Raw genomic sequence first — 25224 nt, 5'->3', positions numbered from 1 at the left:
CGCTAGGGCCTGGGGAACAGCTGCCTGATTGTGGTTTCGTCGTACTGGTAGTTCCAGCGTAATTCGGTCCCGGCAGGTATCGCTTCGCTGGCAAAAAAACCAGTGAGTATGTGTTGCTCGGCCGGGTTGCTGCCTACCTGGGTCTGGACTCTGAATTGCGCCGCTTCAACGTTGTAGCCGCTGCTGGCCTGCCGCACCGGGATGCCTGCCTCATATTCAAAAATGGTGTTTATTCTCGATAATGCGTTATCGCCTGATAGCACCGGCTGCGTATTGACCGCGTGTGGCGAGACTGGCCTGGTACTTTTGATCGGCATCAGGTACGGGTCGCGGCGCGCCCTGGCCACGAAAAACGGCAGTACCTCCCCGCCATACACCCCCAGTGCCTCACCTTTGGCAAGCGTCCGTCGAGTGATCACCGTTGCCTGACCAATCAGCGCGGATTCCGGTGCAAATTTCTGATGGGCTGCTGTGAAGGGCAAAACCTCCAGCGTGTCTTCGTACAGTTGCGCGACATTCTCATAGCCTTCCCACTGGATGTAAGGTCGAAGCAGGTTGTTTTTGAACACCATATCTGACGTCAACGATTGCCCCTGGGCCTGCAAAAGCTTGATGCGCATGGGTTGGCCTTGCTCGTTGCGCAACGGGTAGCGGCCATTGTTGGCGCGATCATAAATGCGCCGATAATTCTGGCTGTGCTGATAGCTGCGCTCAGTGCGCATGTGGCTCAGCTCCTGGGGGGTTAGCCGGGCCCTCACGGTACCTTCTTCCGTTGACATGTAGGCGCTGGATGATGAGTGTGCCGACTCAAACTCATCGCTGGATTCCATGTCGAGCGCTGACTGTGCAGAAGTGTCTTCTGCGCTTGGCCATGTGCCTTTGGTTGTATCAATTTCCCAGCCGCTGTCGGCTTTCTTGCGCAGATAGGGCTGATAGGCCCTGAAACGGCTTCGGGCATCAATCAGTCGCCACCCCGGCGGGTCAGGGCTGACTTGATAGTATCGCTGGCTGTCTTGTATGAAATAGCGATAACTGCCATCGGCAAGCGGTGGCGATTGATGGATGCCGTCGGTTCGCAGGGTGAGCCCTGCCGGCGGCACTGTCTCGGCGAAGAAAGGGTCGAGTGGCCACGCTGTCACGCTCGGTGCCGGCGGCAAGGGCGGTGCGCCTCGACAAAGTCCAGCGCCCTCGGCCAGCAGTGACTGACCGGTAGTGCGCAACGCTTGCTCAAGGGAGCTCGCGCCCGCTTGCTGGAGCAACACACTGCGCTCTGAGGGCGAAAGTGTTTGTTCAATTGCTTCAGGCAGAGAGGTGAGCCCGCCTTGTGCTCCATGCAGGGCGTACAGCTCGCCCTGGCGAATCAATGCATGGCGTACAGGCGCATCCAGCCTGCCACTGATCCCCAGAAGCGGTCCCTCCAGGCTGCCATCGTACACCTCGATTCGGTGCGACGTTGGCCAGCCTCGCACCTGTTCGAGGGTGTACAGCACCAGCTGTACGCTCTCGGGGCTGCGCAGGGCGTCGAGAAAGACGCCGCCTTTCAACAGCGTCATATGGGTGATTTTGCGGTACTCGATGGCTTCCCCATGAACCACCTTGGGCAGGCCTTCTCCTTGTTGCAGGCGCAGGCGTTCCGGTTGGGTAAGGGTGGGCTCTATCGCTTCAAGATGGCTTTTTGAGAGTTCCGGCATCAGCGCGCGAATGCTTGTTTCAACCGGTGTGACGGCCGTTTCACTGGCCGCGTTGAGCTGCGAAAACAGCCACTGCTTTTTTCGTGTTGCTTGCTCGCGCAGTCGTATGGCGAGGTTTTCGGTCTTGGTGAAATAGTCCGTAGACGAAGAGGGCAGCAGGCTGTTGAATTCAGTCTGCGGCATTTGCTCCTGCAGGGCATGTAACAGCTCGCCTTTTCTGAAACGGGCGTCGCTGACGTTGATCTCATGGGTGCCCGCCCCAAAGCTCATCAAGGGGGAGCGCTGTTCATCGACAATATTCAATACGTAAGTGTCGGGCCACTCGGGCAATGAGCTGAGCAGGTGGAACTGGATGAGCGGTGAGTGCGCGGTGACCGAGGCGCCTTCGGCGCGATCCAGGTCAAAGTCACTGATTTCCTGATCCTGGTTGAAGTGTTTGACCGTGTCGCGCAGTAATGGCGGTGGGCGCAGCATCTCCTGATGGGCCTGGCGCAAGGTGGCGCTATCCACGCCGCTGAGCAGCAGGATGGGCTCGACAGAGGGTTGGGTGATGTTGCTCGCATCGGGGCCCAGGCGCTTGATCAGCTTGAGGTTGTCCCACTCCCATGGTGTTTCGTGCAACTGGCGCCAACCGCCTGCCCCATTACTCAACACCGGGGGCAAGTACGCCTGCGGGTCGGTGGGGTGTGACAGCTCCCATTGCGCGCCATCGGGTGAGCGCTGAACCGCATGGGCCTGATCATCGAGTTTCAGATAGTGCCTCTGAGCGTATTGATACAAGCCTTGTTTGTCGGCAATCAGATGCTTGGGGAGCGCTTGCGCGTGACGGTAAGGTTCCAGGTCGGAGTGCCATAAGCGCCAGCCCTGATTGCGCACCTGCACTTTCACCAATCCCGCCGCAAAACCTCCGGCCTTGATCGCGCCGGCAGTGGCGACGGCCATGGCAACATTATCGATCACATCCAATAGGTCGTTGAGTGCTTCATGGCTATCTCCCCGGCTCCAGGCGGCAAAACCGTTGTACACCGTACCGATCAGTTGGGCGCCGGTGACGACCAGAAGTACCTCGCCCACGATAGGGACGAAGGATGCCGCGAAGAACAGCAGGGATTTACCGAGATCGAGGTAGAACTGCAGGCGTTTTTGTCGGCTGATCATGTCTGCTTGTGCGGTGGGAACCGCCACGGCGCACGCGTCGCTTTCGAGCTGGGCGAACCGTTGCAAAGCGATAGCCTGGAACAGATTGCCCGCTATTCGGGTAAGCGAAAGCGGTTCTTGCAGGCTGGCGGGCCTGATTTCTCCGGGTGAGCCAATTGGAAGCCAGTTAATCCAGGCAGGCTTTACGACCAGTAATGTTTCTCGCACGTGCACTGGGACCAGGCGTTTGAAAAAGGCCAAGTAATCCGGTTGCATGAGGCGTTCGGCCAGTTGGAGGTGCAGCTCCAGCATCGAGGTGTGTCGGCGAAGTGCTGCTACCGGGTCTTCGGGGGTGTAGAGAAGTGGTTGGGTGGCAGCCTTGGCGTCTTGGATGACCAGCACGCTGGGCAGCACTACCGTGCCTAGCGTCAGATGGCTGCAGGTCAGGTCCGAGTGATGGCCGTGTTTAGCCAGGGCCACCAGTTCCTCATACAAGCGTTGCGGGAGCTCGTTTTTGAGGTAGGCCTGATGTAGCGCCACCTCAAGTCGGTATTGTTCGTGCTCGCGAAAGTGTGAGCGAACCACTGCGCTGCCCTTGATGATCTCGCGAATGTGCCTGAGGTAACTGCCCCCCAGGTCCAGCTTGCGGCAGAAGTCCGCAAAGCCGGTTGGCGAAAATGCACTGGCGAGGCGGCCGGAGGTGACCGTAGTGAACAGCCCCGATCCTTTCGCCATACCACCGTCCTCTGCCTCCGAGGCCTCGAAATTCTGCAGTGCCGCCTCCAGAAGGGTGTGCTCGGTGGTGCGGGCATGGGTGTGTAGCAGTCCCAGCAAGTGTGAGGTTGTCCATTCGCGCACCAGGATTGATGTGGTGGCGTCCAGCAGCGTCAGGTATTCACGGCGTAGCGCGCGCTCGAGCAGGGGGAGTGCAAAAGCCTCAGGGCTCTGGATGCGTTTGAAAACCTCTTGGAGCTGGTGCCTGGTTTGGTTGCCCATGAGCAGGCTGGCACGCAGCGCCGTACGGATGTCCGCAGGGGACTCGGCGAGCCAGGCGGGAAGTTGGGTCTTGATGAAGTTTGCATGAGCGTCGGGTGTAGCGGTGCCAGTATTCATCGGCATTTCCAAGGGAGAGGGAGTCGAATGACGGCAGCCTATCCCCGGAATTTGCTGGCGAGGGCCTAATGGACTAGGCCCCGGGGGGCAGCAAACCAGGCTATGTGTTGGCGCGAAGAGGCTGTCCTGCTAAAAGCCGACCACTGCCGTCGGAATTGGTCAAAATTTGTGCTATATTCCGCGCCCGCGATTTTTCATCTCAACACCGGTCATCGTCATGCAAACAGCCAAGCCGTTATTTGACTATCCCAAGTACTGGGCCGAATGTTTCGGCCCAGCGCCATTCCTGCCGATGAGCAGGGAGGAGATGGATCAGCTTGGCTGGGATTCGTGCGACATCATCATCGTCACCGGTGATGCCTACGTTGACCATCCGTCGTTCGGCATGGCGATCATCGGCCGGCTGCTGGAGTCCCAGGGCTTTCGCGTCGGGATCATTGCGCAGCCGAACTGGCAGTCCAAAGACGACTTCATGAAGCTCGGCGAGCCGAACCTGTTCTTCGGCGTCGCGGCCGGCAACATGGACTCGATGATCAACCGCTACACCGCCGACAAGAAAATCCGCTCCGACGACGCCTACACCCCGGGCGGCATGGCCGGCAAACGCCCGGACCGTGCGAGCCTGGTGTACAGCCAGCGTTGCAAGGAAGCCTACAAGAACGTGCCGATCGTACTCGGCGGCATCGAAGCTTCCCTGCGCCGCATCGCCCACTACGACTACTGGCAGGACCGCGTGCGCAACTCGATCCTGATCGACGCCACCGCCGATATCCTGCTGTACGGCAACGCCGAGCGCGCGATTGTCGAGGTTGCCCAGCGCCTGTCGTGGGGCCACAAGATCGAAGACATCACCGACGTGCGCGGCACCGCGTTCATTCGCCGTGACACGCCGGCGGGCTGGTACGAAGTGGACTCCACGCGTATCGACCGTCCGGGCAAGATCGACAAGATCATCAACCCGTACGTGAACACCCAGGACACCCAGGCCTGCGCCATCGAGCAGGAAAAGGGGCCCGTGGACGATCCGGAAGAAGCCAAGGTCGTGCAGATCCTGGCCAGCCCGAAGATGACCCGCGACAAGACCGTGATCCGCCTGCCTTCGGTAGAAAAGGTTCGTGGTGACGCGGTGCTCTACGCTCACGCCAACCGCGTGCTGCACCTGGAAACCAACCCGGGCAACGCCCGCGCCCTGGTGCAGAAGCACGGCGAAGTGGACGTGTGGTTCAACCCGCCGCCCATCCCGATGACCACTGAAGAAATGGACTACGTGTTCGGCATGCCTTACGCGCGTATTCCGCACCCGGCGTACGGCAAGGAAAAGATCCCGGCCTACGACATGATCCGCTTCTCGGTGAACATCATGCGTGGCTGCTTTGGCGGCTGCACCTTCTGCTCGATCACCGAGCACGAAGGCCGCATCATCCAGAACCGTTCCGAAGAGTCGATCATTCGCGAAATCGAAGAGATCCGCGACAAAGTGCCGGGCTTCACCGGCGTGATCTCCGACCTCGGCGGCCCGACCGCAAACATGTACCGCATTGCCTGCAAGAGCCCGGAAATCGAATCCGCATGCCGTAAGCCGTCGTGCGTGTTCCCGGGCATCTGCCCGAACCTGAACACCGACCACTCGTCGTTGATCCAGCTATACCGCAGCGCCCGTGCATTGCCGGGTGTGAAGAAGATTCTGATCGCTTCCGGCCTGCGCTACGACCTCGCCGTCGAGTCGCCGGAATACGTGAAAGAGCTGGTCACCCACCACGTCGGTGGCTACCTGAAGATCGCCCCGGAACACACCGAGGAAGGGCCGCTCAACCAGATGATGAAGCCGGGCATTGGCAGCTATGACAAGTTCAAGCGCATGTTCGAGAAGTACACCAAGGAAGCAGGCAAGGAGCAGTACCTGATTCCGTACTTCATCGCGGCCCACCCGGGCACCACCGATGAAGACATGATGAACCTGGCCCTGTGGCTCAAGCGCAATGACTTCCGCGCCGACCAGGTGCAGGCGTTCTACCCGTCGCCGATGGCCACTGCCACCGCGATGTACCATTCGGGCAAGAACCCGCTGCGCAAAGTCACCTACAAGAGCGACGCCGTGGCCATCGTCAAAAGCGAAGACCAGCGCCGTCTGCACAAGGCGTTCCTGCGCTACCACGACCCGAAAGGCTGGCCGATCCTGCGTGAAGCGCTGACCCGCATGGGCCGCGCCGACCTGATCGGGCCGGGCAAGGAGCAGTTGATCCCGCTGCACCAGCCGTCGACCGACAGCTACCAGAGCGCGCGTCGCAAAAACTCGACGCCGGCCGGCAGCCACAAGGTTGCCAAGGAAACCACCAGGATCCTCACCCAGCACACCGGTTTGCCACCGCGCGGCAGTGACGGCAGCAACCCGTGGGACAAGCGTGAGCAAGCCAAGGCTGCGGCCCAGGCCCGCAACAAGCAGGCGGCCAAAGAGCGCAGTGATGCGGCGAAGGGCAAAGGCGGCAAGCCTGCGCGCAAGCCGGTGGTGCCGCGTTGATCGCAATCTGAATAGGCCAAACGCCAGCCTCGTGCTGGCGTTTTGCTTTCTATTCGGTGGCGAGCCTGTTTGTTAATGTGGCGTTAGTTAAATTGCCTTCGCGAGCAAGCCCGCTCCCACATTGACCGCATTCTCATGCTGGAACTCGGACAAATGTGGGAGCGGGCTTGCTCGCGAAGGCGTCAGGACAGTCACCACCTAATTCAAGGAAGAACACCCCCATGGGCAGCCCCCTGGCCGGCATCGGCATGGATTCCAACCGCTCCCAATTCATGGCGCGCCAGCGCCTCGAAAGCCAGATCAACCTGCCGCGCCTGTTCGCCGCCATCGATGCCGACCCTGCGATTGTCGGTGCCGGCGTTGTGTACATCGACGCCGACTTCAACGTCATCACCCTGCGCGAATTCCAGCCGATCTGCAGCATTGCGCCCAAACGCGTGATCCTGCGCGAAGCCCAGAAATACATCGCCCCGGCGCAGTTTGCACAGCAGGTGCAAGACAACCCCCGCGAGTCGCGACTCGTGGGCGAAGCCGTCAATACCACACTGTCCTGCGCCGGTGCGGTCATCGGCTGGATCGTGGTGCTCAGCGGCTCCGTGGCGGTGCCGTTTACAGCCGGTGCCAGCAGCGTGGTTGCCGCGATCGGCTACACGGCCGCCACGGCCAGCACGCTGCAGTGCGTCGCCAGTGGTTATCGCACGGTCAATGAAATCAGCAACCCCGCCAAAAATGACGAACTCGACAGCGCCCAGTGGTATCAGTACACGATGATCGCGCTGGATGCCGCTTCGCTGGTCGGCGTGGGCGCATCGTCATTGACCACGCTGAAACTGGTTCGCATGAACCAAGCCGCCACCGGCAAAAGCGTGCGGGAAGTCCTCAAGGGTTTGAACCGTCAGGAGCGCGCCAAGCTGACCAAGGAATTGCTCAGTATCAAAGACCCGCGCATGAGCTCGAAAATGCTCAAGTTGAAACAATTGTCCGGCGAGGCGACCAAACGTTTCACCCCGGCCCAGGTCAAGCACGCGACGGTGACCCAGATTAAGGATGCGCTCGGCGCCGCCATCGGTTTAACCGGCAGTGCCGTTTCAGGAAATGTGCGCACCATTGCCGTTGGCCTGTATGAGGAGATTGAGTAATGAACGAGATGCCCAGCATTCGCAGCTTTCTCTCGCAGTACTTCCCGGTGTTTATGGGCGCGATCTTTGCGTCAGTGTTTACGCTGGTGCTGGCTGTCCCGCTGGTGTTCGACAGCTATTTTGCGGACCTTCCACTGGCGGACAACGCCAAGTATTCCTTCTTGGGCGGCCTTGCGCTGGCCTGGGTCGTGGTGCACTGCAATTTCATGATCGCGCGGGGGCGCCCGCAATGGGTTTGGCCGCTGGCAGCCCTGTTGGGGCTGTGCATTCTGGCGGTATTGCCGACTGTCGCGTACCGGCCGCATTTCCTTTTGTATGGTTTGAGTGTGCTGCTGCCGCTTCTTGGTTTGCTGCTGCTTAACAGCAAACGTCACCGCGAAATGCGTCAGAAGCTGCTTGAGGTGCGTCACCTGCGAGACGCCGCGAAACCCCGTTGATTGGGTAGATTCACCACCCGCCTCTCACACATCCGCCACAAATATGTGCAAGCCTCGCACCACGGCCCCCGCGTTGGCGCTGTTTTGGTGCTGTACTGCACCGGGTCCCTCGATAAAGCGCAATGACGGCCGCTCTGGCATAAGTCTTGCGCGCTTTGTTTCCATGCCCTGGCTCGCAGGAGGCCGCCGTGTCGATTCATGTCGCGTTGCACCACGTTACGCATTACCGCTATGACCGCGCTGTCGAACTCGGCCCACAGATTGTGCGTTTGCGCCCGGCGGCCCACAGCCGCACGCGGATTTTGTCTTATGCCCTCAAAGTGTTGCCCGAGCAGCATTTCATCAATTGGCAGCAAGACCCTCAGGGCAATTACCTGGCGCGGTTGGTGTTCCCTGAAAAGACTGACGAGCTGCGCGTCGAAGTCGATTTGGTTGCCGAGATGGCAGTGTTCAACCCGTTCGATTTTTTCCTGGAGCCCTACGCCGAAAAAATTCCCTTCAGCTACGCCGCCGATGAGAGGCGCGAGCTGGCGCCGTACCTGGAAACCTTGCCGCTGACGCCGAAGTTTGCCGCTTACCTGGCCGGCATCGACCGCACGCCATTGCCCGCGGTGGATTTTCTGGTGGGCCTCAACCAGCGCCTCGCCGCCGATATCGGTTACCTGATCCGCATGGAACCGGGTGTGCAAACCCCGGAGTTCACCCTGGAAAACGCCTCCGGCTCGTGCCGGGATTCGGCGTGGTTGCTGGTGCAACTGCTGCGCAACCTTGGGCTGGCGGCGCGGTTTGTGTCCGGCTACTTGATCCAGCTGACCGCCGATGTCAAAGCCCTCGACGGCCCGTCCGGCACCGACGTGGATTTCACCGACCTGCACGCCTGGTGCGAGGTGTATTTGCCTGGCGCGGGCTGGATTGGGCTGGATGCCACCTCGGGCCTGTTCGCAGGTGAAGGGCATATCCCGTTGGCCTGTAGTCCCGATCCGTCGTCGGCTGCGCCGATCAGCGGCTTGGTGGAACCCTGCGAGTGCGAATTTACCCACGAAATGTCGGTGGAGCGGATTTGGGAAGCGCCGCGCGTCACCAAGCCCTGCACCGAGGAACAGTGGCTGGCGATCCAGGCCCTTGGCCGGCAGATTGACGGCGACCTGCTCAAGCACGACGTGCGCCTGACCATGGGCGGCGAGCCGACCTTCGTGTCCATCGACGACCCCGACGGCGTCGAGTGGAACACTGCGGCTTTGGGGCCGGATAAACGCCGCCTCTCTGCCGAACTGTTTCAGCGCATGCGCCAGCACTACGCGCCCCAAGGCTTGGTGCATTTCGGCCAGGGCAAGTGGTACCCCGGCGAGCAACTGCCGCGCTGGTCGCTCAACTGCTACTGGCGCCGCGACGGCGTGCCGATCTGGCACAACAGTGCGTTGATCGCCGATGAGCAGCAAGATTACGGCGCCGACGGCGTGCTGGCGGGGCGCTTTCTGGCCAGCGTTGCCGAGCGCCTCAAGTTGCCGGCGCGCTTTGTGTTCCCGGCTTTAGAAGACAACTTCTACTACCTGTGGCGCGAAGGCGCGCTGCCGCAAAACGTCACTGCGAAAGACCCGCGCCTGAGCGATGAGCTTGAGCGCGAGCGCCTGCGCAAAGTGTTCAGCCAGGGCCTGGATAAAGTCATCGGTCAAGTGCTGCCGCTGGCGCGCACTGCTGCCAATGATCGCTGGCAGAGCGGGCGCTGGTACCTGCGTGACAACCATTGTCGCTTGGTGCCGGGTGATTCTCCGCTGGGCTATCGCCTGCCATTGGCTTCTCAGCCGTGGGTAACGGCGGCGGAGTATCCGTTTGTGCATCCGGTTGATCCCAATCAGGATCAGCCCGAATTACCTTCCACGGCTGAGCTGCAACGTCATGCCGACGCCGCGCCGAGCGATGAACGAGTACCAAAGGTGGATCAATCCGCCGACTGGCTGACGCGCACGGCTTTGTGTGCCGAAGCGCGGGAAGGGCGGCTGTATCTGTTCATGCCGCCGCTGGAGCGTGTTGAGGATTACCTGGAACTGGTAGCCGCCATCGAAGCGACCGCCGAGGAACTGCATTGCCCGGTGTTGCTGGAAGGCTACGAGCCGCCAGCGGATACGCGTCTGAGCAACTTCCGTGTTACACCGGACCCGGGTGTGATCGAGGTCAACGTGCAACCGTCCTCCACCTGGGACGAGTTGGTGGAGCGCACCGAATTCCTCTACGAAGAGGCACGGCAAACGCGCCTGACCACTGAAAAATTCATGATCGACGGTCGTCATACCGGCACCGGTGGCGGTAACCATTTTGTGCTCGGCGGCGCGACGCCCAAGGATTCGCCGTTTCTGCGTCGCCCTGATTTGCTGCGCAGTTTGATCAGCTACTGGCATAACCACCCCTCCTTGTCGTACCTGTTTTCCGGCCTGTTTATCGGCCCGACGTCCCAGGCGCCACGGGTGGACGAGGCGCGCAATGATGCGCTGTACGAGCTGGAAATCGCCTTCGCACAAATGCCCGCGCCGGGCGAAGACTGCCCGCCGTGGCTGGTCGACCGGTTACTGCGCAACCTGCTGATTGACGTGACAGGCAACACCCACCGCGCCGAATTTTGCATCGACAAACTCTATTCGCCGGATGGCGCTACCGGCCGCCTTGGCCTGCTGGAACTGCGCGCTTTCGAAATGCCGCCCCATGCTCGCATGAGCCTGACCCAACAGTTGCTGTTGCGCGCGCTGGTTGCGCGCTTCTGGCGTGAGCCCTATGCGCCGTCGAAACTCGCGCGCTGGGGCACTGAGCTGCATGACCGTTTCCTGCTGCCGCATTTCATCGAGCAGGATTTTGCCGACGTGATCGTCGAACTGAACGCTGCCGGTTACCCGTTGCGCGCCGAGTGGTTTGCCGCGCACCTGGAATTCCGTTTCCCCAAGGTCGGCGACTACGCCGTCAGCGGTATCGAGCTGGAGCTGCGCCAGGCGCTGGAACCGTGGCACGTGTTGGGCGAAGAGGGCGCGGCGGGCGGTACCGTGCGCTATGTGGACTCGTCCCTTGAACGCTTGCAAGTCAAGCTCACCGGTTTGGCGCCGCAACGCTATTTGCTGACCTGCAATGGTATTGCGGTGCCGCTGCACGCCACCGGGCGCGTCGGCGAGTTTGTTGCGGGTGTGCGTTATCGCGCCTGGCAACCGGCCAACTGCCTGCAGCCGACCATCCCGGTGCATGCGCCGCTGGTGTTCGACGTGCTCGACACCTGGATGCAGCGCTCGCTGGGCGGCTGCCAGTATCACGTCGCTCACCCCGGCGGGCGCAATTACGACAGCTTGCCGGTGAATGCCAATGAAGCCGAGAGCCGGCGCATGGCGCGGTTTTTCCGATTGGGGCATAGCCCTGGCAAGCTTTCGGTGCCTGCTTTGGTGATTAACGATGAGCTGCCCATGACCCTGGATCTGCGGCGTTTTCCCCATAAGAGTGACTGAGTGCGGTTAAAATGTGGGAGCGGGCTTGCTCGCGAATGCGGTGGATCAGCCGATACATGTATTGACTGACCCACCGCATTCGCGAGCAAGCCCGCTCCCACATTAGACTGCGGTGAATTTGAATTCCTTGCCCCTGCCGAGCGTTCCATGTCCGACTTGCTCGACCGTTACCCGCTGACCGCGGGCACTTATCACGAACTGCTGGATGACAGTGGCGCGGTACGTGCCCATTGGCAGCGTTTGCTTGATCACCTGCAACGCAGCACACCGACGCAACTGGCCCAGCGCCAGGCATTGCTGACCCGCCAGATCCAGGAAAACGGCGTGACCTACAACGTCTACGCCGACCCCAAGGGCGCCGACCGCCCCTGGGAACTGGATTTGCTGCCCCACGTGCTGGCCGCCGATGAGTGGCAGCACCTGTCGGCCGGTATTGCCCAGCGCGCACGTCTGCTCAATGCCGTGCTGGCGGACTTGTATGGCCCGCAGCGGCTGATCAAGGAGGGGCTGCTGCCGGCAGAGCTGGTGTTTGGCCATAACAATTTCCTGTGGCCGTGCCAGGGCATTCAGCCGCCCGACGGTGCCTTTCTGCACCTGTACGCCGTGGACCTGGCGCGCACCCCGGATGGTCGCTGGTGGGTTACCGCCGACCGGACCCAGGCGCCTTCGGGCGCGGGTTATGCGCTGGAAAACCGCACCATCGTGTCCCGCGCGTTCCCGGATCTTTACCGGGACTTGCAGGTGCAGCACCTCACCGGTTTCTTCCGCACCTTGCAGGAAACCCTGGCGCGCCAGGCACCCGGTGATGATCAGCCGCCGCTGATCGTGCTGCTCACGCCCGGCCGATTCAACGAAAGCTATTTCGAACACCTCTACCTCGCGCGCCAGCTCGGTTACCCGCTGGTGGAAGGTGGCGACCTGACGGTACGCGACAGCACCGTGTTCCTGAAAACCCTCAGCGGCCTGCGCCGGGTGAACGCGATCATGCGTCGCCTGGACGACGACTTCTGCGACCCCCTGGAACTGCGCACCGACTCCGCCCTCGGCGTGCCCGGCCTGCTCGACGCGGTGCGCCAAGGGAATGTGCTGGTGGCCAATGCGCTGGGTAGCGGCGTGCTGGAATCCCCGGGCTTGCTCGGCTTTCTACCGAAGATCAACGAGTTCCTGTTTGGCGAAGCACTGATCCTGCCGTCCATCGCCACCTGGTGGTGCGGTGAAGCGCCGGTACTGGCCGAAGCGCTGGAGAAATTGCCGGAGCTGCTGATCAAGCCGGCATTCCCGTCGCAAAGTTTCAGCCCGGTGTTCGGCCGCGATTTGAATGACGAGCAACGTCAGGCCCTGGCCGAACGCATGCGCGCGCGACCTTACGCTTATGTCGCCCAAGAGTTGGCGCAGCTGTCTCAGGCGCCGGTGTGGCACACCGTGGACGACCACCTGCAGCACCGCGCCATCGGCATGCGCGTGTACGCCGTGGCCAGCGATGAGGGTTATCGCGTGTTGCCTGGCGGCCTGACTCGAGTCGCCGCCGAAGCCGATGCCGAAGTGGTGTCGATGCAACGTGGCGGCGCGAGCAAGGACACCTGGGTGCTCGGCGAACGTGCCATCGGCGGCGAACATTGGCGTGCACAGCGTGCAATCGGCGCCCATGACCTGGTGCGCCGCGACCCGTATCTGCCGTCGCGGGTGGTGGAAAACCTGTTCTGGTTCGGCCGCTATTGCGAGCGTTGCGATAACAGCGCGCGCTGGCTGCGCATCGTTCTGGCGCGCTATGTGGACGGCGATGATCCACTGGCGTTGCAGGCGGCGGTCGAATTGGGCGAGAACCTTCGCCTGCTGCCGGAGGAGGGCGAATTGCCCGAGCGCCTGCTCGCCGCCTTGCTCGGGGATGACTGGCCATCAAGCCTGCGGGCCAACCTGCAGCGCTTGCAGTGGGCGGCGTCCCAGGTGCGCGGCAAGTTATCCCGGGAAAACTGGCAGGCGCTGGTTGAGCTGCAGCGTGAAGCGTTGGAGCTGGAAAGCGAAACACCGGATTTTGGCGAGTTGCTGGATTTTCTCAACCGTTTGGTGATGTCGCTGGCGGCGCTGTCCGGTTTTGCCCTGGACGATATGACCCGCGATGAAGGCTGGCGCTTCTTGATGATGGGCCGACGCATCGAGCGTCTGCAGTTTCTCAGCAGCAGCCTGGCGGCGTTCCTGCGTGGCGTGGCGGTGTTTGATCAGGCCGGGCTTGAGTGGTTGCTGGAGCTGGGCAACAGCAGCATCACCTATCGCTCGCGCTACCTGGCGGTACCGCAGTTGATCCCGGTGCTCGACCTGTTGTTGCTGGATGAGCAGAACCCCCATGCGGTGTTGTTCCAGTTGAAGCTGGTCAGCCGCACCTTGCGCCGTCTCAATGATGACTTTGGCGTGCCCCGGGAAACCGGCCTGGCACCCTTGGTGGAACGCCTCTCGCGTTTCGACCTGGGTTGCCTGGAGAACCCGTTGTTTGGTGAGTCCAGCGTGCGTGCCGCGCTGGATGGCCTGGCCGACCTGCTGCAAGCGGTCGCCGATGAGAGTGGGCAAGTGTCGGATCGCCTCGCGTTGCGCCACTTTGCCCATGTGGATGATGTCAGCCAGCAAACGGTGTCGGTGTGATGAGTGCGCGCTATCAGATTTTCCACGATACCCATTACCACTACGACAGCCCGGTGTCCCTCGCCCAGCAGTTGGCGCATTTGTGGCCACGGCCTTGCGCCTGGCAGCGCTGCAGCTCGCAGCAACTGGATATCAGCCCTGAGCCGACCTCGCGTCGCGATGAGCTGGACGTGTTTGGCAACCCGATCACCCGGCTGGCGTTCGAGCGCCCCCACGACGAGTTGCTGGTGAATGCCGGCTTGACCGTGGAGGTACTGGCGCGGCCTGTGCCGGATTTTCACCAGTCACCGCCCTGGGACCAGACCGGCGCGAGCCTGAGCTACACCAGCCAGGCGCTATCGCCTGAAAGGCTGGAGGCTTGCCGCTATCGCTTCGAATCGCCCTACGTGCACCTGAAGAACACCTTCGTCGAGTTTTCCGAGAGCTGCTTTCCTCCCGGCGAGCCGTTGCTGCTTGGCGTGCAGGCCTTGATGGAGAAAATCTTCAGCGAATTTACCTTTGATGCCGAAGCCACCCAGGTCGCCACGCCGCTGGTGGAAGTGCTGGAGCGCCGGCGCGGCGTGTGCCAGGACTTTGCCCACCTGATGCTCGCCTGCCTGCGTTCGCGTGGCCTGGCGGCGCGCTACATCAGCGGCTACCTGCTGACTCAGCCACCGCCCGGCCAGCCACGGCTGATCGGTGCCGATGCGTCGCATGCGTGGGTCTCGGTGTATTGCCCGGTATCAGGCTGGGTGGATTTCGATCCGACGAACAACGTGCAGCCGGCACTGGAGCACATCACCCTGGCCTGGGGCCGGGATTTCTCGGATGTGTCGCCGTTGCGCGGGGTGATTCTGGGGGGAGGGAGCCATGACCCGGAAGTGCGGGTGACGGTGATGCCGCTAGAGTAGAGGTTTGCGGGCTGGCTTGTGTGGGAGCTGGCTTGCCTGCGATGGCCGCTACTCGATTTGGCTAATACACCGAGCCGCCTGCATCGCGGGCAAGCCCCGCTCCCACATCAGCGATCGGCTATTCAGCAGGATCTTTTGGTGTTTCGGTCTCGTCGTTCGTCTCTTCAGCATCGGTATCGGCGTTCAGCCCATTGGCCTCTTCATCTGCAGCGGCTTTCTTGCGTTGCAGTTTTTCCTCTTTCTTCTGCTCCTTGGCCAAGTCTCTCTGACGTTTGGCGAAGGAGTAATTAGGTTTGGCCATGGGCGATCCTCTAGGGTCGAAGGTGAGGGTGGCGGCGCGCGGCTGCCTTGGGTCGCTATGGTAGCAGCTTAGCACCGCGCTTGGCCTTCACTTACCGCAGGCGTACGCGGCCAACAGGCCGTTGAATAGTTGGTTGAGGTGCATGGCGCAAGCTCCGGTGGTTGATGGGCCGATCATAGGCGGGCACCGCCGCTTTGGCTGGTAGATTGTGTTGATCACGCCGATAGCCTAAAGTTGTATACAATCTGTTGACTCAGATCATAAGAATTTCTGTCTGATTGCGGCACCCTTGTCGCAATCCGCGCTTTTAAAACCCTGCCATGGAGATTCACATGTTTGCCAAACTCGTTGCTGTTTCCCTGCTGACTCTGGCAAGCGGCCAGTTGCTTGCCGCAGAGTGCAAGGTCACTGTCGACTCCACCGACCAGATGTCCTTCAACACCAAGGCCGTCGAAATCGACAAAAGCTGCAAAACTTTCACCGTAGAATTGACCCACTCCGGCAGCTTGCCGAAAAACGTGATGGGCCATAACTGGGTGCTGAGCTCCGCCGCTGACATGCCAGGCATCGCCAGCGACGGCATGGCTGCCGGTATCGACAAGAACTACCTGAAAGACGGCGACACGCGCATCATTGCCCACACCAAAATCATTGGTGCCGGCGAGAAAGATTCGGTGACCTTCGATGTGTCGAAGCTGGCGGCCGGGACGGATTACGCGTTCTTCTGCTCGTTCCCGGGCCACATCTCGATGATGAAAGGCACTGTGACCCTGAAGTAACAGGGTTCCAGCTGCAAAAAAAGCGCCTTGCGGGGCGCTTTTTTGTGGGCGGCGAAAACCTGTGGTGAGCGGGCTTGCCCCGCGTTGGGCTGCGAAGCAGTCCCAAAACCTGCAACTCGGTCCGTCTGAATGACCTCGTTTGCCTTACTGGGGCTGCTGCGCAGCCCAACGCGGGGCAAGCCCGCTCACCACAACGGCCCATTCACTAAAGTGTTCACGGCGCGAACGGCATCACCCGCTTGTGCTCGGTCTTGCGGTAGGTATCGCAGATGATCTTGAAGGCTTCCTCGCGCACCGGCTGGCCATGCAGGAAGGCGTCGATCTCGGCGTAGGTCACGCCGTGTGACGCTTCGTCCGGCTTGCCCGGCGACAGGTCTTCAAGGTCGGCCGTCGGCACCTTCTCCACCAGCGATTCCGGTGCACCAAAATGCCGGGCAATCGCACGCACCTGGTTTTTCACCAGCCCGCTCAACGGCGCAAGGTCACATGCGCCATCACCGAACTTGGTGAAAAAGCCCATCACCGCTTCCGCCGCATGGTCAGTGCCGATCACCAGGCCACCGGCCGCGCCCGCGATGGTGTACTGCGCCACCATGCGCATGCGCGCCTTGGTATTGCCCAGCACGAAATCACGGGACACCGCCGCCTTGCCTTCAAACGCGGCGACTTCATTGGCCAGGGCTTTGACCGCCGGGCCGATGTTTACGGTATGGCGCTCGTCCGGCTCGATGAAATCCACCGAGGCGGTGGCATCGATTTCATCGAACTGGGTTTCGTAGGGCAGGCGCACGGCGATGAAACGGTAAGCCTCGTCACCGCTGCGTTCGCGCAGTTCTTTCATCGCGCGCTGGGCCAGCAGGCCTGCAGTCAGGGAGTCGACACCGCCGCTGATGCCCAGCACCAGTGTCTTGAGCCCGGAATTGCGCAGGCAATCCTGGATAAACGCCACGCGGCGGGCAACTTCTGCTTCAAGGGCGGCCTGGTCATTGAACGGCGCCTGGACCTTGAGCTGCTGCGCAATCTCACGCTGTACGGCTTGCATGATTCACTCCTTGCTGGATAGGGCAGGTACTTTGAAAACGTGACGCAAATAGGCGACAAAATTCGGATCGGTGCAGTGGGTCTTGCCCGCTTCATCGGAAATCTTCGCGACGGGCTGGCCATTGCAGGCGGTCATTTTAAGCACGATGCTCATCGGCTCAACACCTGGAATGTCACAGGTCAGGTTGGTGCCGATGCCGAAGCTCACATTAATGCGACCACGCAGCGCGCGGAATATCTCCAGCGCCTTGGGCAGCGACAGGCTGTCGGAGAACACCAGGGTCTTGCTCATCGGTTCGATGCCGAGCTTGTGGTAGTGGGCGATGGCTTTCTCGGCCCACTGCACCGGGTCACCGGAGTCGTGGCGCAGGCCGTCGAACAGCTTGGCGAAGTACAAGTCGAAGTCGCCGAGGAACGCGTCGGTGGTGATGCAATCGGTCAGGGCGATGCCGAGCAGGCCACGGTATTCGCGGACCCAGCAATCGAGGGCGGCGATCTGGCTGTCGATCAGGCGCGGGCCGAGCTGTTGGTGGGCCATGATCCATTCGTGGGCCATGGTGCCGAGCGGCTTCATGCCGAATTCGCGGGCCAGGTGCACGTTGCTGGTGCCGACGAAACGCCCGGGGAAGTCGTGCTTGAGTACGCTGACCACTTCTTCCTGCACGCGGTACGAGAAGCGCCGGCGTGTTCCGAAGTCAGCGACTTGCAGCTCGGATAATTCTTCGACGCTGGCATTGGCCGTCAACCAGTCGAACTTGCGATAGAGCTGCTCGCGGGCCTGTTCGAGGATCACGGTCTGGTAGCGGTAGCGGTTACGCACTTCGCTGACGATGGCCAGCATTGGCACTTCAAACAGGATCACATGCAGCCATGGCCCGCGCAGGCGGATGAACAGCTCGCCGTTTTCGATGCCGGTTTGCACATAACGCAGGTTGAAGCGGAACAGCCCGAGGAAACGCAAAAAATCCGGCTTCATGAAGCTGATGCGCTCAAGGAAGCCAAGCTGGTCGGGGCTCAGGCTCAGTTCCGCGAGGCGCTCGATCTGGTAGCGGATCTCCGCCAGGTAGGGGCGCAAATCTTCACTGTTACGGCAACGAAACTCCCATTCAACTTCCACGTTCGGGTAGTTGTGCAGCACCGCCTGCATCATGGTCAGCTTGTAGAAGTCGGTGTCGAGCAAGTTCTGCACGATGCGATCGGCAAACACACTCTCGCTCATAACGGGAATCTCCAGACGGGTCGGCGATGGGCGCCGGCCTTTACGCACAATTAAGGAATGGCGCTAGTGGCGCATAGGCGAGGGGTGGTTTGCCAGTGATTTTTTGCGTTGTCGCCACTGACGCCTTCGCGAGCAAGCCCGCTCCCACATTTTGGAATGCATTCCAAGTGTGGGAGCGGGCTTGCTCGCGAAGGCGATATTCCTGGCGCTAAAGCACCTGCTCCATCATCCACTTCACAAACTCCCTTACCTTGGGCACCTCCGCCGAATGCTCCGGGTAGGCCAGGTAATACGCATCCTGGCTCGGCATCGCGTGCTGCCAAGGGATCACCAGCTTGCCGTCCGCCAGTTCCTCTTCCACCAGAAAACGTGGCAGCAACGCCACACCACAGCCCACCTGCGCCGCACGAATGCACATATAAAAGGTGTCGAAACGCGGCCCGTGGTAGCTGTGTTCGGTCTGGTAGCCCTGGCTGGCGAACCAGTCATGCCAGCCCTGTGGCCGCGAGGCGTTTTGCAGCAGCACCAGGTTGCTCAGTTGCGTGGGGTCGGTGAACGGCTGCGTAGGCAGGCTTTCGGGCGCACACACCGGCACCAGCTCTTCGCTGAACAGCTTCAGGCTTTCGGTGCCGGGACGTGAACCCTGGCCGAAATAGAACGCCATGTCGGCTTTGCCTTGCAGCAGTTCGTCGGGCTCCTGCTCGTTGCACAGGTCCAGGTGGATGTGCGGGTGGCGCAGCCGCCAGCCCTTGAGGCGCGGCACCAGCCAGCGCGCACCGAAGGTGTAGGGCGTGGACACGCGCAATACTTCGGTCTCGCCGCCGTAGGAGCGTAGGTAATGGGTGGACATCTCCACCTGCGTGAGGATTTTTCGCACTTCCACCAGGTACAAATCCCCCGCCGGGGTCATCTGCAAGCGGCGACGCACCCGACGAAACAACAGGTGTTGCAGCAATTCTTCCAACTGCGCAACTTGCTTGCTGACGGCGCTTTGGGTGAGGTTCAGCTCCTCGGCGGCGCGGGTGAAGCTCAGGTGGCGCGTGGCGGCCTCGAAACACTGCAGGGCGGTGATCGAGGGCAAATGTCTTTTATTCAGCACGGTGTGCCTCTTTTTATGCTTTGCATGAATAAACGGAATGATATCTCGCCTAATCGTCGTTTGTTGGCAAGTCTTGGGCCAGCTACAAATAAGGCCTGGATCGCCGTGCGTGTGGCGGCGCGAATTTTCTGTTTGAGATTGAAGGAGTGACCCATGGTTGCCGCATTGCTTGATCGTCTCGGGGTAAACCCGGCGCTGTACCAGTCGGGTAAACAACCCGTGCATTCGCCGATCGATGGCAGCCGTATCGGCAGCGTGCATTGGGAAGGTGCCGCCGAGGTGGAGCAACAGGTCAGTCGCGCCGAGCATGCATTCGAGGCATGGCGCAAAGTGCCGGCACCGCGCCGTGGCGAGCTGGTGCGCCAGTTCGGCGACGTGCTGCGCGAATACAAGGCCGACCTCGGCGAGTTGGTGTCGTGGGAAGCCGGCAAGATCACCCAAGAAGGCTTGGGTGAAGTGCAGGAAATGATCGACATCTGCGACTTCGCCGTCGGCCTGTCCCGTCAGCTCTACGGCTTGACCATCGCCTCCGAACGCCCGGGCCACCATATGCGTGAAACCTGGCATCCGCTGGGCGTGGTCGGCGTGATCAGCGCCTTCAACTTTCCGGTCGCCGTGTGGGCGTGGAACACCACGCTGGCGCTGGTGTGCGGCAACGCCGTGATCTGGAAACCGTCGGAAAAGACCCCGCTGACGGCCTTGGCCTGCCAGGCATTGTTCGAGCGTGTGCTGAAAAAATTCAGCGACGCCCCCGAGTACCTCAGCCAAGTGGTCATCGGTGGCCGCGACGCTGGCGCCGCACTGGTGGATGATCCGCGTGTGGCCCTGATCAGCGCCACCGGCAGCACCCGCATGGGCCGCGAAGTGGCGCCGAAAGTCGCTGCGCGTTTCGCCCGCAGCATCCTCGAGCTGGGTGGCAACAACGCGATGATCCTCGGCCCAAGCGCCGACCTGGACATGGCCGTGCGCGCCATTCTGTTCAGCGCCGTCGGCACCGCTGGCCAGCGTTGCACCAGCCTGCGTCGCCTGATCGCCCATGAATCGGTGAAAGAAGAAATCGTCACCCGCCTCAAGGCCGCCTATTCCAAAGTGCGCATCGGCCACCCGCTGGAAGGCAACCTGATCGGCCCGCTGATCGACAAGCACGGCTTCGACAACATGCAGGATGCGCTGGAGCAAGCCCTGAGCGAAGGCGGCAAGGTGTTTGGCGGCAAGCGCCAGCTGGAAGACAAATTCCCGAATGCCTACTACGTGTCGCCGGCCATCGTGGAAATGCCTGAGCAAAGCGACGTGGTGTGCACCGAAACCTTTGCCCCGATCCTGTACGTGATCGGCTACACCGACTTCGCCGAAGCCCTGCGCCTGAACAACGCCGTGCCTCAAGGCTTGTCGTCGTGCATCTTCACCACGGATGTGCGCGAGGCCGAGCAGTTCATGTCGGCCGTGGGCAGTGACTGCGGAATCGCCAACGTCAACATCGGCCCGAGCGGTGCAGAAATCGGCGGCGCGTTTGGCGGTGAGAAAGAAACCGGCGGCGGGCGTGAGTCGGGTTCGGATGCGTGGCGCGGGTACATGCGTCGCCAGACCAATACCGTGAACTACTCGCTGGAGTTGCCGCTGGCACAGGGTATTACCTTCGACTGATTCCCCGAGTCGAAGTGAGGCCAATGTGGGAGCGGGCTTGCTCGCGAATGCGGTGTGTCAGAAACATATTCAGTGACTGACACTCCGCATTCGCGAGCAAGCCCGCTCCCACATTTGACCGCATTAACAGTTCGGAAAAGTGGTTTGTTAGGTTTCATTCGGAGTCTGGCAATGGCATTACGCGAAGCATGTTTGTGGGAACAGCTCACCCCTGGCCGGCCGGATCGGGCCGCGCTCAAGGGCGAGGTGAAGGTGGATGTGTGCGTGATCGGCGCCGGTATCACCGGTTTATCGGCCGCCATCCATTTGCTGGAGCAGGGCAAAAGCGTCGCCGTGCTGGAAGCTCACCGCACGGGCCATGGCGGCTCGGGGCGTAACGTCGGATTGGTGAACGCCGGCATGTGGATCCCGCCGGACGAGATCGAAGCGGGTTTCGGCGAAGCGGTGGGCAGCCAGCTCAACCGCATGTTGGGCGCGGCGCCGTCACTGGTGTTCAGCCTGATCGACAAATACAACATCGATTGCCAATTGCGCCGCGAAGGCACCCTGCACATGGCGCATAACGCCCGTGGCGAGGCGGATTTGCGCAGCCGCGAAGAACAATGGAAGCGCCGTGGCGCGCCGGTGGAATTGCTCACCGGGCAAGCCTGCGAGCAAGCCACGGGCACCCAAAAGATCGCCGCCGCCTTGCTCGACCGGCGCGCCGGCACCCTGAACCCGATGGCCTACACCAGTGGTTTGGCCAATGCGGCGGTTGGGTTGGGCGGGCAGTTGTTTGACCATTCCCCGGTGACGCAACTTGAGCGCCAGGGTTCGAGCTGGTCGGTGCAGACGGCCCAGGGCTCCGTGCAGGCGGCACAGGTGGTGATCGCCTCCAACGCCTATACCGAAGGCGAATGGACTGAGCTGCGGCGCAACTTCTTCCCGGGCTACTACTACCAGGTCGCCTCGGCGCCGCTGACGGACGATGCGGCCAAGCAGATCCTGCCAGGCGGGCAGGGCTCCTGGGATACGCGCCAGGTGCTGAGCAGCATCCGTCGCGACGCAGATGGCCGTCTGTTGCTCGGCAGCCTGGGCAATGGCAATCAGAAACCGGCGTGGTTTCTCAAGGCGTGGGCCGATCGGGTGCAACAGCATTATTTCCCGTACCTGAAATCGGTGCAGTGGGAGTGCACCTGGACGGGCTGCATCGCTTTCACCCCGGACCACCTGATGCGCCTGTTCGAGCCGGCGCCCGGTCTTGTGGCAGTTACGGGCTATAACGGGCGTGGCGTGACCACCGGCAGTGTGGTCGGCAAGGCGTTTGCCGACTATTTGTGTCACCAGAATCCCCAGGCGCTGCCGATTCCGTTTGCGCCGATGCAACCATTGGCCGGGGTGGGCCTGCGCAGTTGTCTGTATGAAGCAGGATTCTCGCTGTATCACGCCGGGCAATGCCTGAGGATCGTGATCTGATCAGCGAAGTACCCCTCAAAAGCCTGCATTTTCTTAGTAGGCTACTAATCTGTATTGGTGCAAGTCGTAGCAATCACGCACTGTAAATGTGCAGTTCCGTTACGCACATTGTTACAGGTGTAGGAACTGTCGTTTATTCGCCCGGTTGCAGGTGCGACCGGCCCGGGTTGTACTTTTTGGATCCATTGGTTGCACCTCTCGATGCTAGAGGGTTGCACGTACTGGCGCGATGAGCCGAAACGCCTGTAATAACAATGACACCGTGTCTTTTTTGTTAATAAAAACGTAATGGCACGCGCCTTGCTCTGGGCTTTCCGTGAAAGTTTCAATCGGAAGTTCGCAGTGATTTCGTAGTGCCAATAAACAAAAACCTCGGAGCACCACTCATGTCCCAGACGTTTTACAAGAAAGGTTTTCTGGCCCTCGCCGTTGCAGCGGCGCTGGGTGTTTCTGCGTTTGTTCAAGCTGATGTGAAAATTGGCGTGGCCGGCCCGATGACGGGCGCCAACGCCGCTTTCGGTGAGCAGTACATGAAGGGTGCCCAAGCGGCAGCCGATGTGATCAACAAGGCCGGCGGCATCAACGGTGAGCAGATCAAACTGGTCGCCGGCGACGACGCCTGCGAACCCAAGCAGGCCGTGGCCGTGGCCAACCGCCTGGCCGACCAGGACAAAGTGATCGGTGTGGTCGGGCACTTCTGCTCGTCGAACACCATCCCGGCGTCCGAGGTGTACGACGAAGCGGGCATCATCATGATCACCCCGGGCTCCACCAACCCACAGGTCACCGAGCGTGGCCTGGGCGCCGTGTTCCGCATGTGCGGGCGTGACGACCAGCAAGGCATCGTGGCCGGCGACTACATCGTCGACGTGCTCAAGGGCAAGAAAGTCGCGGTCATCAACGACAAAGACACCTACGGCAAAGGCCTGGCCGATGCCACCGCTGCCCAGTTGACCAAACGTGGCGTCAAGCCAGTGCTGGAAGAAGGCCTGACCCGTGGCGAGAAAGACTTCAGCGCCCTGGTCACCAAAATCCGCTCCACCGGTGCTGACGTCGTGTACTTCGGCGGCCTGCACCCGGAAGCCGGCCCTCTGGTTCGCCAGATTCGTGAAGCCGGCTTGAAAGACGTCAAGTTCATGTCCGATGACGGTGTTGTGACCGACGAACTGGTGGCCACCGCTGGCGGTGCGCAGTACGTAGACGGCGTGTACATGACCTTCGGCGCCGACCCGCGTCTGCTGCCAGACAGCAAGGCCGTTGTGGAGCAATTCCGCAAAGCCGGCGTAGAACCTGAAGGCTACACCCTGTACGCCTACGCCTCGATCCAGGCCCTGGCGGCCGGTTTCAACGGTTCCAAGTCCAACAAAGGCGAAGACGCGGCCAAGTGGCTGAAAGCTCACCCGGTGAAAACCGTGATGGGTGAAAAAGCCTGGGATTCTAAGGGCGACCTGAAAATCTCCGACTACGTGGTTTACCAGTGGGATGCCAACGGCAAATACCACCAGCTGGAAAAACAGAAGTAAGGCTGACCGCCACACATCCAATGTGGGAGCGGGCTTGCTCGCGAAAGCAGTCTGTCAGTATCAGAGGTGTTGACTGACCCACCGCATTCGCGAGCAAGCCCGCTCCCACAGGGGAGTGGTGTTGTGATGGATATCTGTTTTTTCCTCCAAGAAGAGCCGCACACCGGCAACTGGCGGGTGTGCAGTCTCTCACCGCGTGAGATTGCGTTATGGATGGTATTTTCCTGCAGCAACTGGTCAACGGCCTGACCCTCGGGTCGGTCTATGGCCTGATCGCCATCGGCTACACAATGGTCTATGGCATCATTGGCATGATCAACTTCGCCCATGGCGAGGTTTATATGATTTCCGCTTACCTCGCGGCGATCAGTCTGGCACTGCTGGCTTACTTCGGCATCGAATCCTTCCCGCTGCTCATTCTCGGCACCCTGATCTTCACCGTGGTCGTCACCGGCGTTTACGGTTGGGTCATTGAGCGTGTCGCCTACAAACCACTGCGCAACTCTACCCGACTGGCACCGCTGATCAGCGCCATCGGGATCTCCCTGATCCTGCAGAACTACGCCCAGATCGCACAGGGCGCCAAGCAACAAGGTATTCCCACCCTGCTGGCCGGGGCCTGGCGTGTCGACTTCGGCACCGGTTTCGTTCAGTTGACGTACACCAAGGTCTTCATTCTGGTCGCCGCCTTCGCGGGCATGGCCTTGCTGACCTACATCATCAAATACACCAAGCTGGGCCGTATGTGCCGGGCTACGCAGCAAGACCGCAAGATGGCCTCCATCCTCGGCATCAACACCGACCGCGTGATCTCCTACGTGTTTGTCATCGGTGCCGCGATGGCCGCCCTGGCTGGCGTGTTGATTACGCTCAACTACGGCACCTTCGACTTCTATGCCGGCTTCATCATCGGCATCAAGGCATTTACCGCAGCGGTACTCGGCGGCATCGGTTCCCTGCCTGGGGCCATGCTCGGCGGGATCATCCTGGGTATCTCCGAGTCGCTGTTCTCGGGGTTGATCAACTCGGACTACAAAGACGTGTTCAGTTTCTCCCTGCTGGTGGTGATTCTGATCTTCCGTCCCCAGGGCCTGCTGGGTCGCCCACTCGTGGCTAAGGTGTAAA

At 61.0% G+C, this 25224-nt stretch carries 16 protein-coding genes; 11 read left to right on the top strand and 5 right to left on the bottom strand.

Translation table 11 applies throughout. The features are described from left to right. Positions 1-2: 2 nt before the first annotated feature. The gene (locus tag AB4P94_RS03390; RefSeq protein WP_395609403.1) at positions 3-3941 is read right to left on the bottom strand and encodes a dermonecrotic toxin domain-containing protein; all 3939 of its coding nucleotides are present in this window, start codon (positions 3939-3941) and stop codon (positions 3-5) included. A gap of 217 nt (positions 3942-4158) precedes the next feature. Here AB4P94_RS03390 and AB4P94_RS03385 point away from each other — a divergent pair, with 217 nt between their 5' ends. The 6 genes from AB4P94_RS03385 (at position 4159) to AB4P94_RS03360 (ending at position 15038) form a co-directional block, all read left to right on the top strand. Further along, a complete protein-coding gene (locus AB4P94_RS03385; RefSeq protein WP_395609402.1) occupies positions 4159-6459 on the top strand; it encodes a YgiQ family radical SAM protein in 2301 nt (766 codons plus the stop codon). A 221-nt stretch (positions 6460-6680) separates the two neighbouring features. Then, on the top strand, positions 6681-7598 hold the full coding sequence (locus AB4P94_RS03380; protein ID WP_395609401.1) for an NAD synthetase: 918 nt from the start codon (positions 6681-6683) through the stop codon (positions 7596-7598). Next, positions 7598-8035: a hypothetical protein gene (locus AB4P94_RS03375; protein ID WP_395609400.1), complete on the top strand. Its 438-nt coding sequence runs from the start codon at positions 7598-7600 to the stop codon at positions 8033-8035. The genes AB4P94_RS03380 and AB4P94_RS03375 overlap by 1 nt, the downstream gene beginning before the upstream one ends. Positions 8036-8223: 188 nt before the next feature. Next, positions 8224-11514, top strand: coding sequence for a DUF2126 domain-containing protein (locus AB4P94_RS03370; RefSeq protein ID WP_395609399.1), 3291 nt, complete (start codon positions 8224-8226; stop codon positions 11512-11514). 147 nt (positions 11515-11661) lie between these two features. Then, positions 11662-14148 (top strand): circularly permuted type 2 ATP-grasp protein, encoded by a 2487-nt coding sequence (locus AB4P94_RS03365; protein ID WP_395609398.1) that lies wholly within the window; start codon positions 11662-11664, stop codon positions 14146-14148. Then, a complete protein-coding gene (locus AB4P94_RS03360; protein ID WP_395609397.1) occupies positions 14148-15038 on the top strand; it encodes a transglutaminase N-terminal domain-containing protein in 891 nt (296 codons plus the stop codon). Before AB4P94_RS03365 ends, AB4P94_RS03360 begins: the two co-directional genes overlap by 1 nt. A gap of 118 nt (positions 15039-15156) precedes the next feature. Here AB4P94_RS03360 and AB4P94_RS03355 read toward each other — a convergent pair whose 3' ends face one another. After that, positions 15157-15339: a hypothetical protein gene (locus tag AB4P94_RS03355; RefSeq protein WP_395609396.1), complete on the bottom strand. Its 183-nt coding sequence runs from the start codon at positions 15337-15339 to the stop codon at positions 15157-15159. A 332-nt stretch (positions 15340-15671) separates the two neighbouring features. Between AB4P94_RS03355 and azu the strand changes: the two genes are divergently transcribed. Then, positions 15672-16118 carry an azurin gene (azu, locus tag AB4P94_RS03350; RefSeq protein ID WP_322143006.1) on the top strand — a complete coding sequence of 149 codons (447 nt, stop codon included), beginning with the start codon at positions 15672-15674 and terminating at the stop codon, positions 16116-16118. A gap of 214 nt (positions 16119-16332) precedes the next feature. Here azu and nadE read toward each other — a convergent pair whose 3' ends face one another. The 3 genes from nadE to AB4P94_RS03335 form a co-directional block, all read right to left on the bottom strand. Continuing rightward, complete coding sequence (gene nadE, locus AB4P94_RS03345) at positions 16333-17160, bottom strand: ammonia-dependent NAD(+) synthetase (protein WP_395609395.1); 828 nt, start codon at positions 17158-17160, stop codon at positions 16333-16335. Positions 17161-17163: 3 nt separating this feature from the next. Then, positions 17164-18378 carry a nicotinate phosphoribosyltransferase gene (pncB, locus tag AB4P94_RS03340; protein ID WP_078740430.1) on the bottom strand — a complete coding sequence of 405 codons (1215 nt, stop codon included), beginning with the start codon at positions 18376-18378 and terminating at the stop codon, positions 17164-17166. Positions 18379-18586: 208 nt separating this feature from the next. Next, positions 18587-19477: a LysR family transcriptional regulator gene (locus AB4P94_RS03335; protein ID WP_395609394.1), complete on the bottom strand. Its 891-nt coding sequence runs from the start codon at positions 19475-19477 to the stop codon at positions 18587-18589. A gap of 153 nt (positions 19478-19630) precedes the next feature. On the opposite strand from AB4P94_RS03335, the gene AB4P94_RS03330 reads away from it, so the two are divergent. The 4 genes from AB4P94_RS03330 (at position 19631) to AB4P94_RS03315 (ending at position 25223) form a co-directional block, all read left to right on the top strand. Continuing rightward, complete coding sequence (locus AB4P94_RS03330) at positions 19631-21121, top strand: aldehyde dehydrogenase family protein (RefSeq protein ID WP_395609393.1); 1491 nt, start codon at positions 19631-19633, stop codon at positions 21119-21121. Positions 21122-21292: 171 nt separating this feature from the next. Beyond that, positions 21293-22576, top strand: a complete 1284-nt coding sequence (locus AB4P94_RS03325) for an NAD(P)/FAD-dependent oxidoreductase (protein ID WP_395609392.1) — start codon at positions 21293-21295, stop codon at positions 22574-22576. A 386-nt stretch (positions 22577-22962) separates the two neighbouring features. Then, on the top strand, positions 22963-24099 hold the full coding sequence (locus AB4P94_RS03320; RefSeq protein ID WP_395609391.1) for a branched-chain amino acid ABC transporter substrate-binding protein: 1137 nt from the start codon (positions 22963-22965) through the stop codon (positions 24097-24099). A gap of 209 nt (positions 24100-24308) precedes the next feature. Then, the gene (locus tag AB4P94_RS03315) at positions 24309-25223 is read left to right on the top strand and encodes a branched-chain amino acid ABC transporter permease (protein WP_016972578.1); all 915 of its coding nucleotides are present in this window, start codon (positions 24309-24311) and stop codon (positions 25221-25223) included. The last annotated feature ends 1 nt before the right edge of the window (position 25224 follow it).

This window comes from Pseudomonas sp. B22129 (assembly GCF_044218875.1).
Taxonomy (GTDB): Bacteria; Pseudomonadota; Gammaproteobacteria; order Pseudomonadales; family Pseudomonadaceae; genus Aquipseudomonas.
The sequence above is the reverse complement of the archived record's forward strand: the minus strand, read 5'-3'. Positions and strand labels throughout refer to the sequence as shown.

What these genes read in the sequence shown, in the direction of transcription:
- AB4P94_RS03390 (WP_395609403.1), bottom strand. Translation starts at nt 3,941, where the DNA reads ATGAATACTGGCACCGCTACACCCGACGCTCATGCAAACTTCATCAAG.
- AB4P94_RS03385 (WP_395609402.1), top strand. Translation starts at nt 4,159, where the DNA reads ATGCAAACAGCCAAGCCGTTATTTGACTATCCCAAGTACTGGGCCGAA.
- AB4P94_RS03380 (WP_395609401.1), top strand. Translation starts at nt 6,681, where the DNA reads ATGGGCAGCCCCCTGGCCGGCATCGGCATGGATTCCAACCGCTCCCAA.
- AB4P94_RS03375 (WP_395609400.1), top strand. Translation starts at nt 7,598, where the DNA reads ATGAACGAGATGCCCAGCATTCGCAGCTTTCTCTCGCAGTACTTCCCG.
- AB4P94_RS03365 (WP_395609398.1), top strand. Translation starts at nt 11,662, where the DNA reads ATGTCCGACTTGCTCGACCGTTACCCGCTGACCGCGGGCACTTATCAC.
- AB4P94_RS03360 (WP_395609397.1), top strand. Translation starts at nt 14,148, where the DNA reads ATGAGTGCGCGCTATCAGATTTTCCACGATACCCATTACCACTACGAC.
- AB4P94_RS03355 (WP_395609396.1), bottom strand. Translation starts at nt 15,339, where the DNA reads ATGGCCAAACCTAATTACTCCTTCGCCAAACGTCAGAGAGACTTGGCC.
- azu (WP_322143006.1), top strand. Translation starts at nt 15,672, where the DNA reads ATGTTTGCCAAACTCGTTGCTGTTTCCCTGCTGACTCTGGCAAGCGGC.
- nadE (WP_395609395.1), bottom strand. Translation starts at nt 17,160, where the DNA reads ATGCAAGCCGTACAGCGTGAGATTGCGCAGCAGCTCAAGGTCCAGGCG.
- pncB (WP_078740430.1), bottom strand. Translation starts at nt 18,378, where the DNA reads ATGAGCGAGAGTGTGTTTGCCGATCGCATCGTGCAGAACTTGCTCGAC.
- AB4P94_RS03330 (WP_395609393.1), top strand. Translation starts at nt 19,631, where the DNA reads ATGGTTGCCGCATTGCTTGATCGTCTCGGGGTAAACCCGGCGCTGTAC.
- AB4P94_RS03325 (WP_395609392.1), top strand. Translation starts at nt 21,293, where the DNA reads ATGGCATTACGCGAAGCATGTTTGTGGGAACAGCTCACCCCTGGCCGG.
- AB4P94_RS03320 (WP_395609391.1), top strand. Translation starts at nt 22,963, where the DNA reads ATGTCCCAGACGTTTTACAAGAAAGGTTTTCTGGCCCTCGCCGTTGCA.
- AB4P94_RS03315 (WP_016972578.1), top strand. Translation starts at nt 24,309, where the DNA reads ATGGATGGTATTTTCCTGCAGCAACTGGTCAACGGCCTGACCCTCGGG.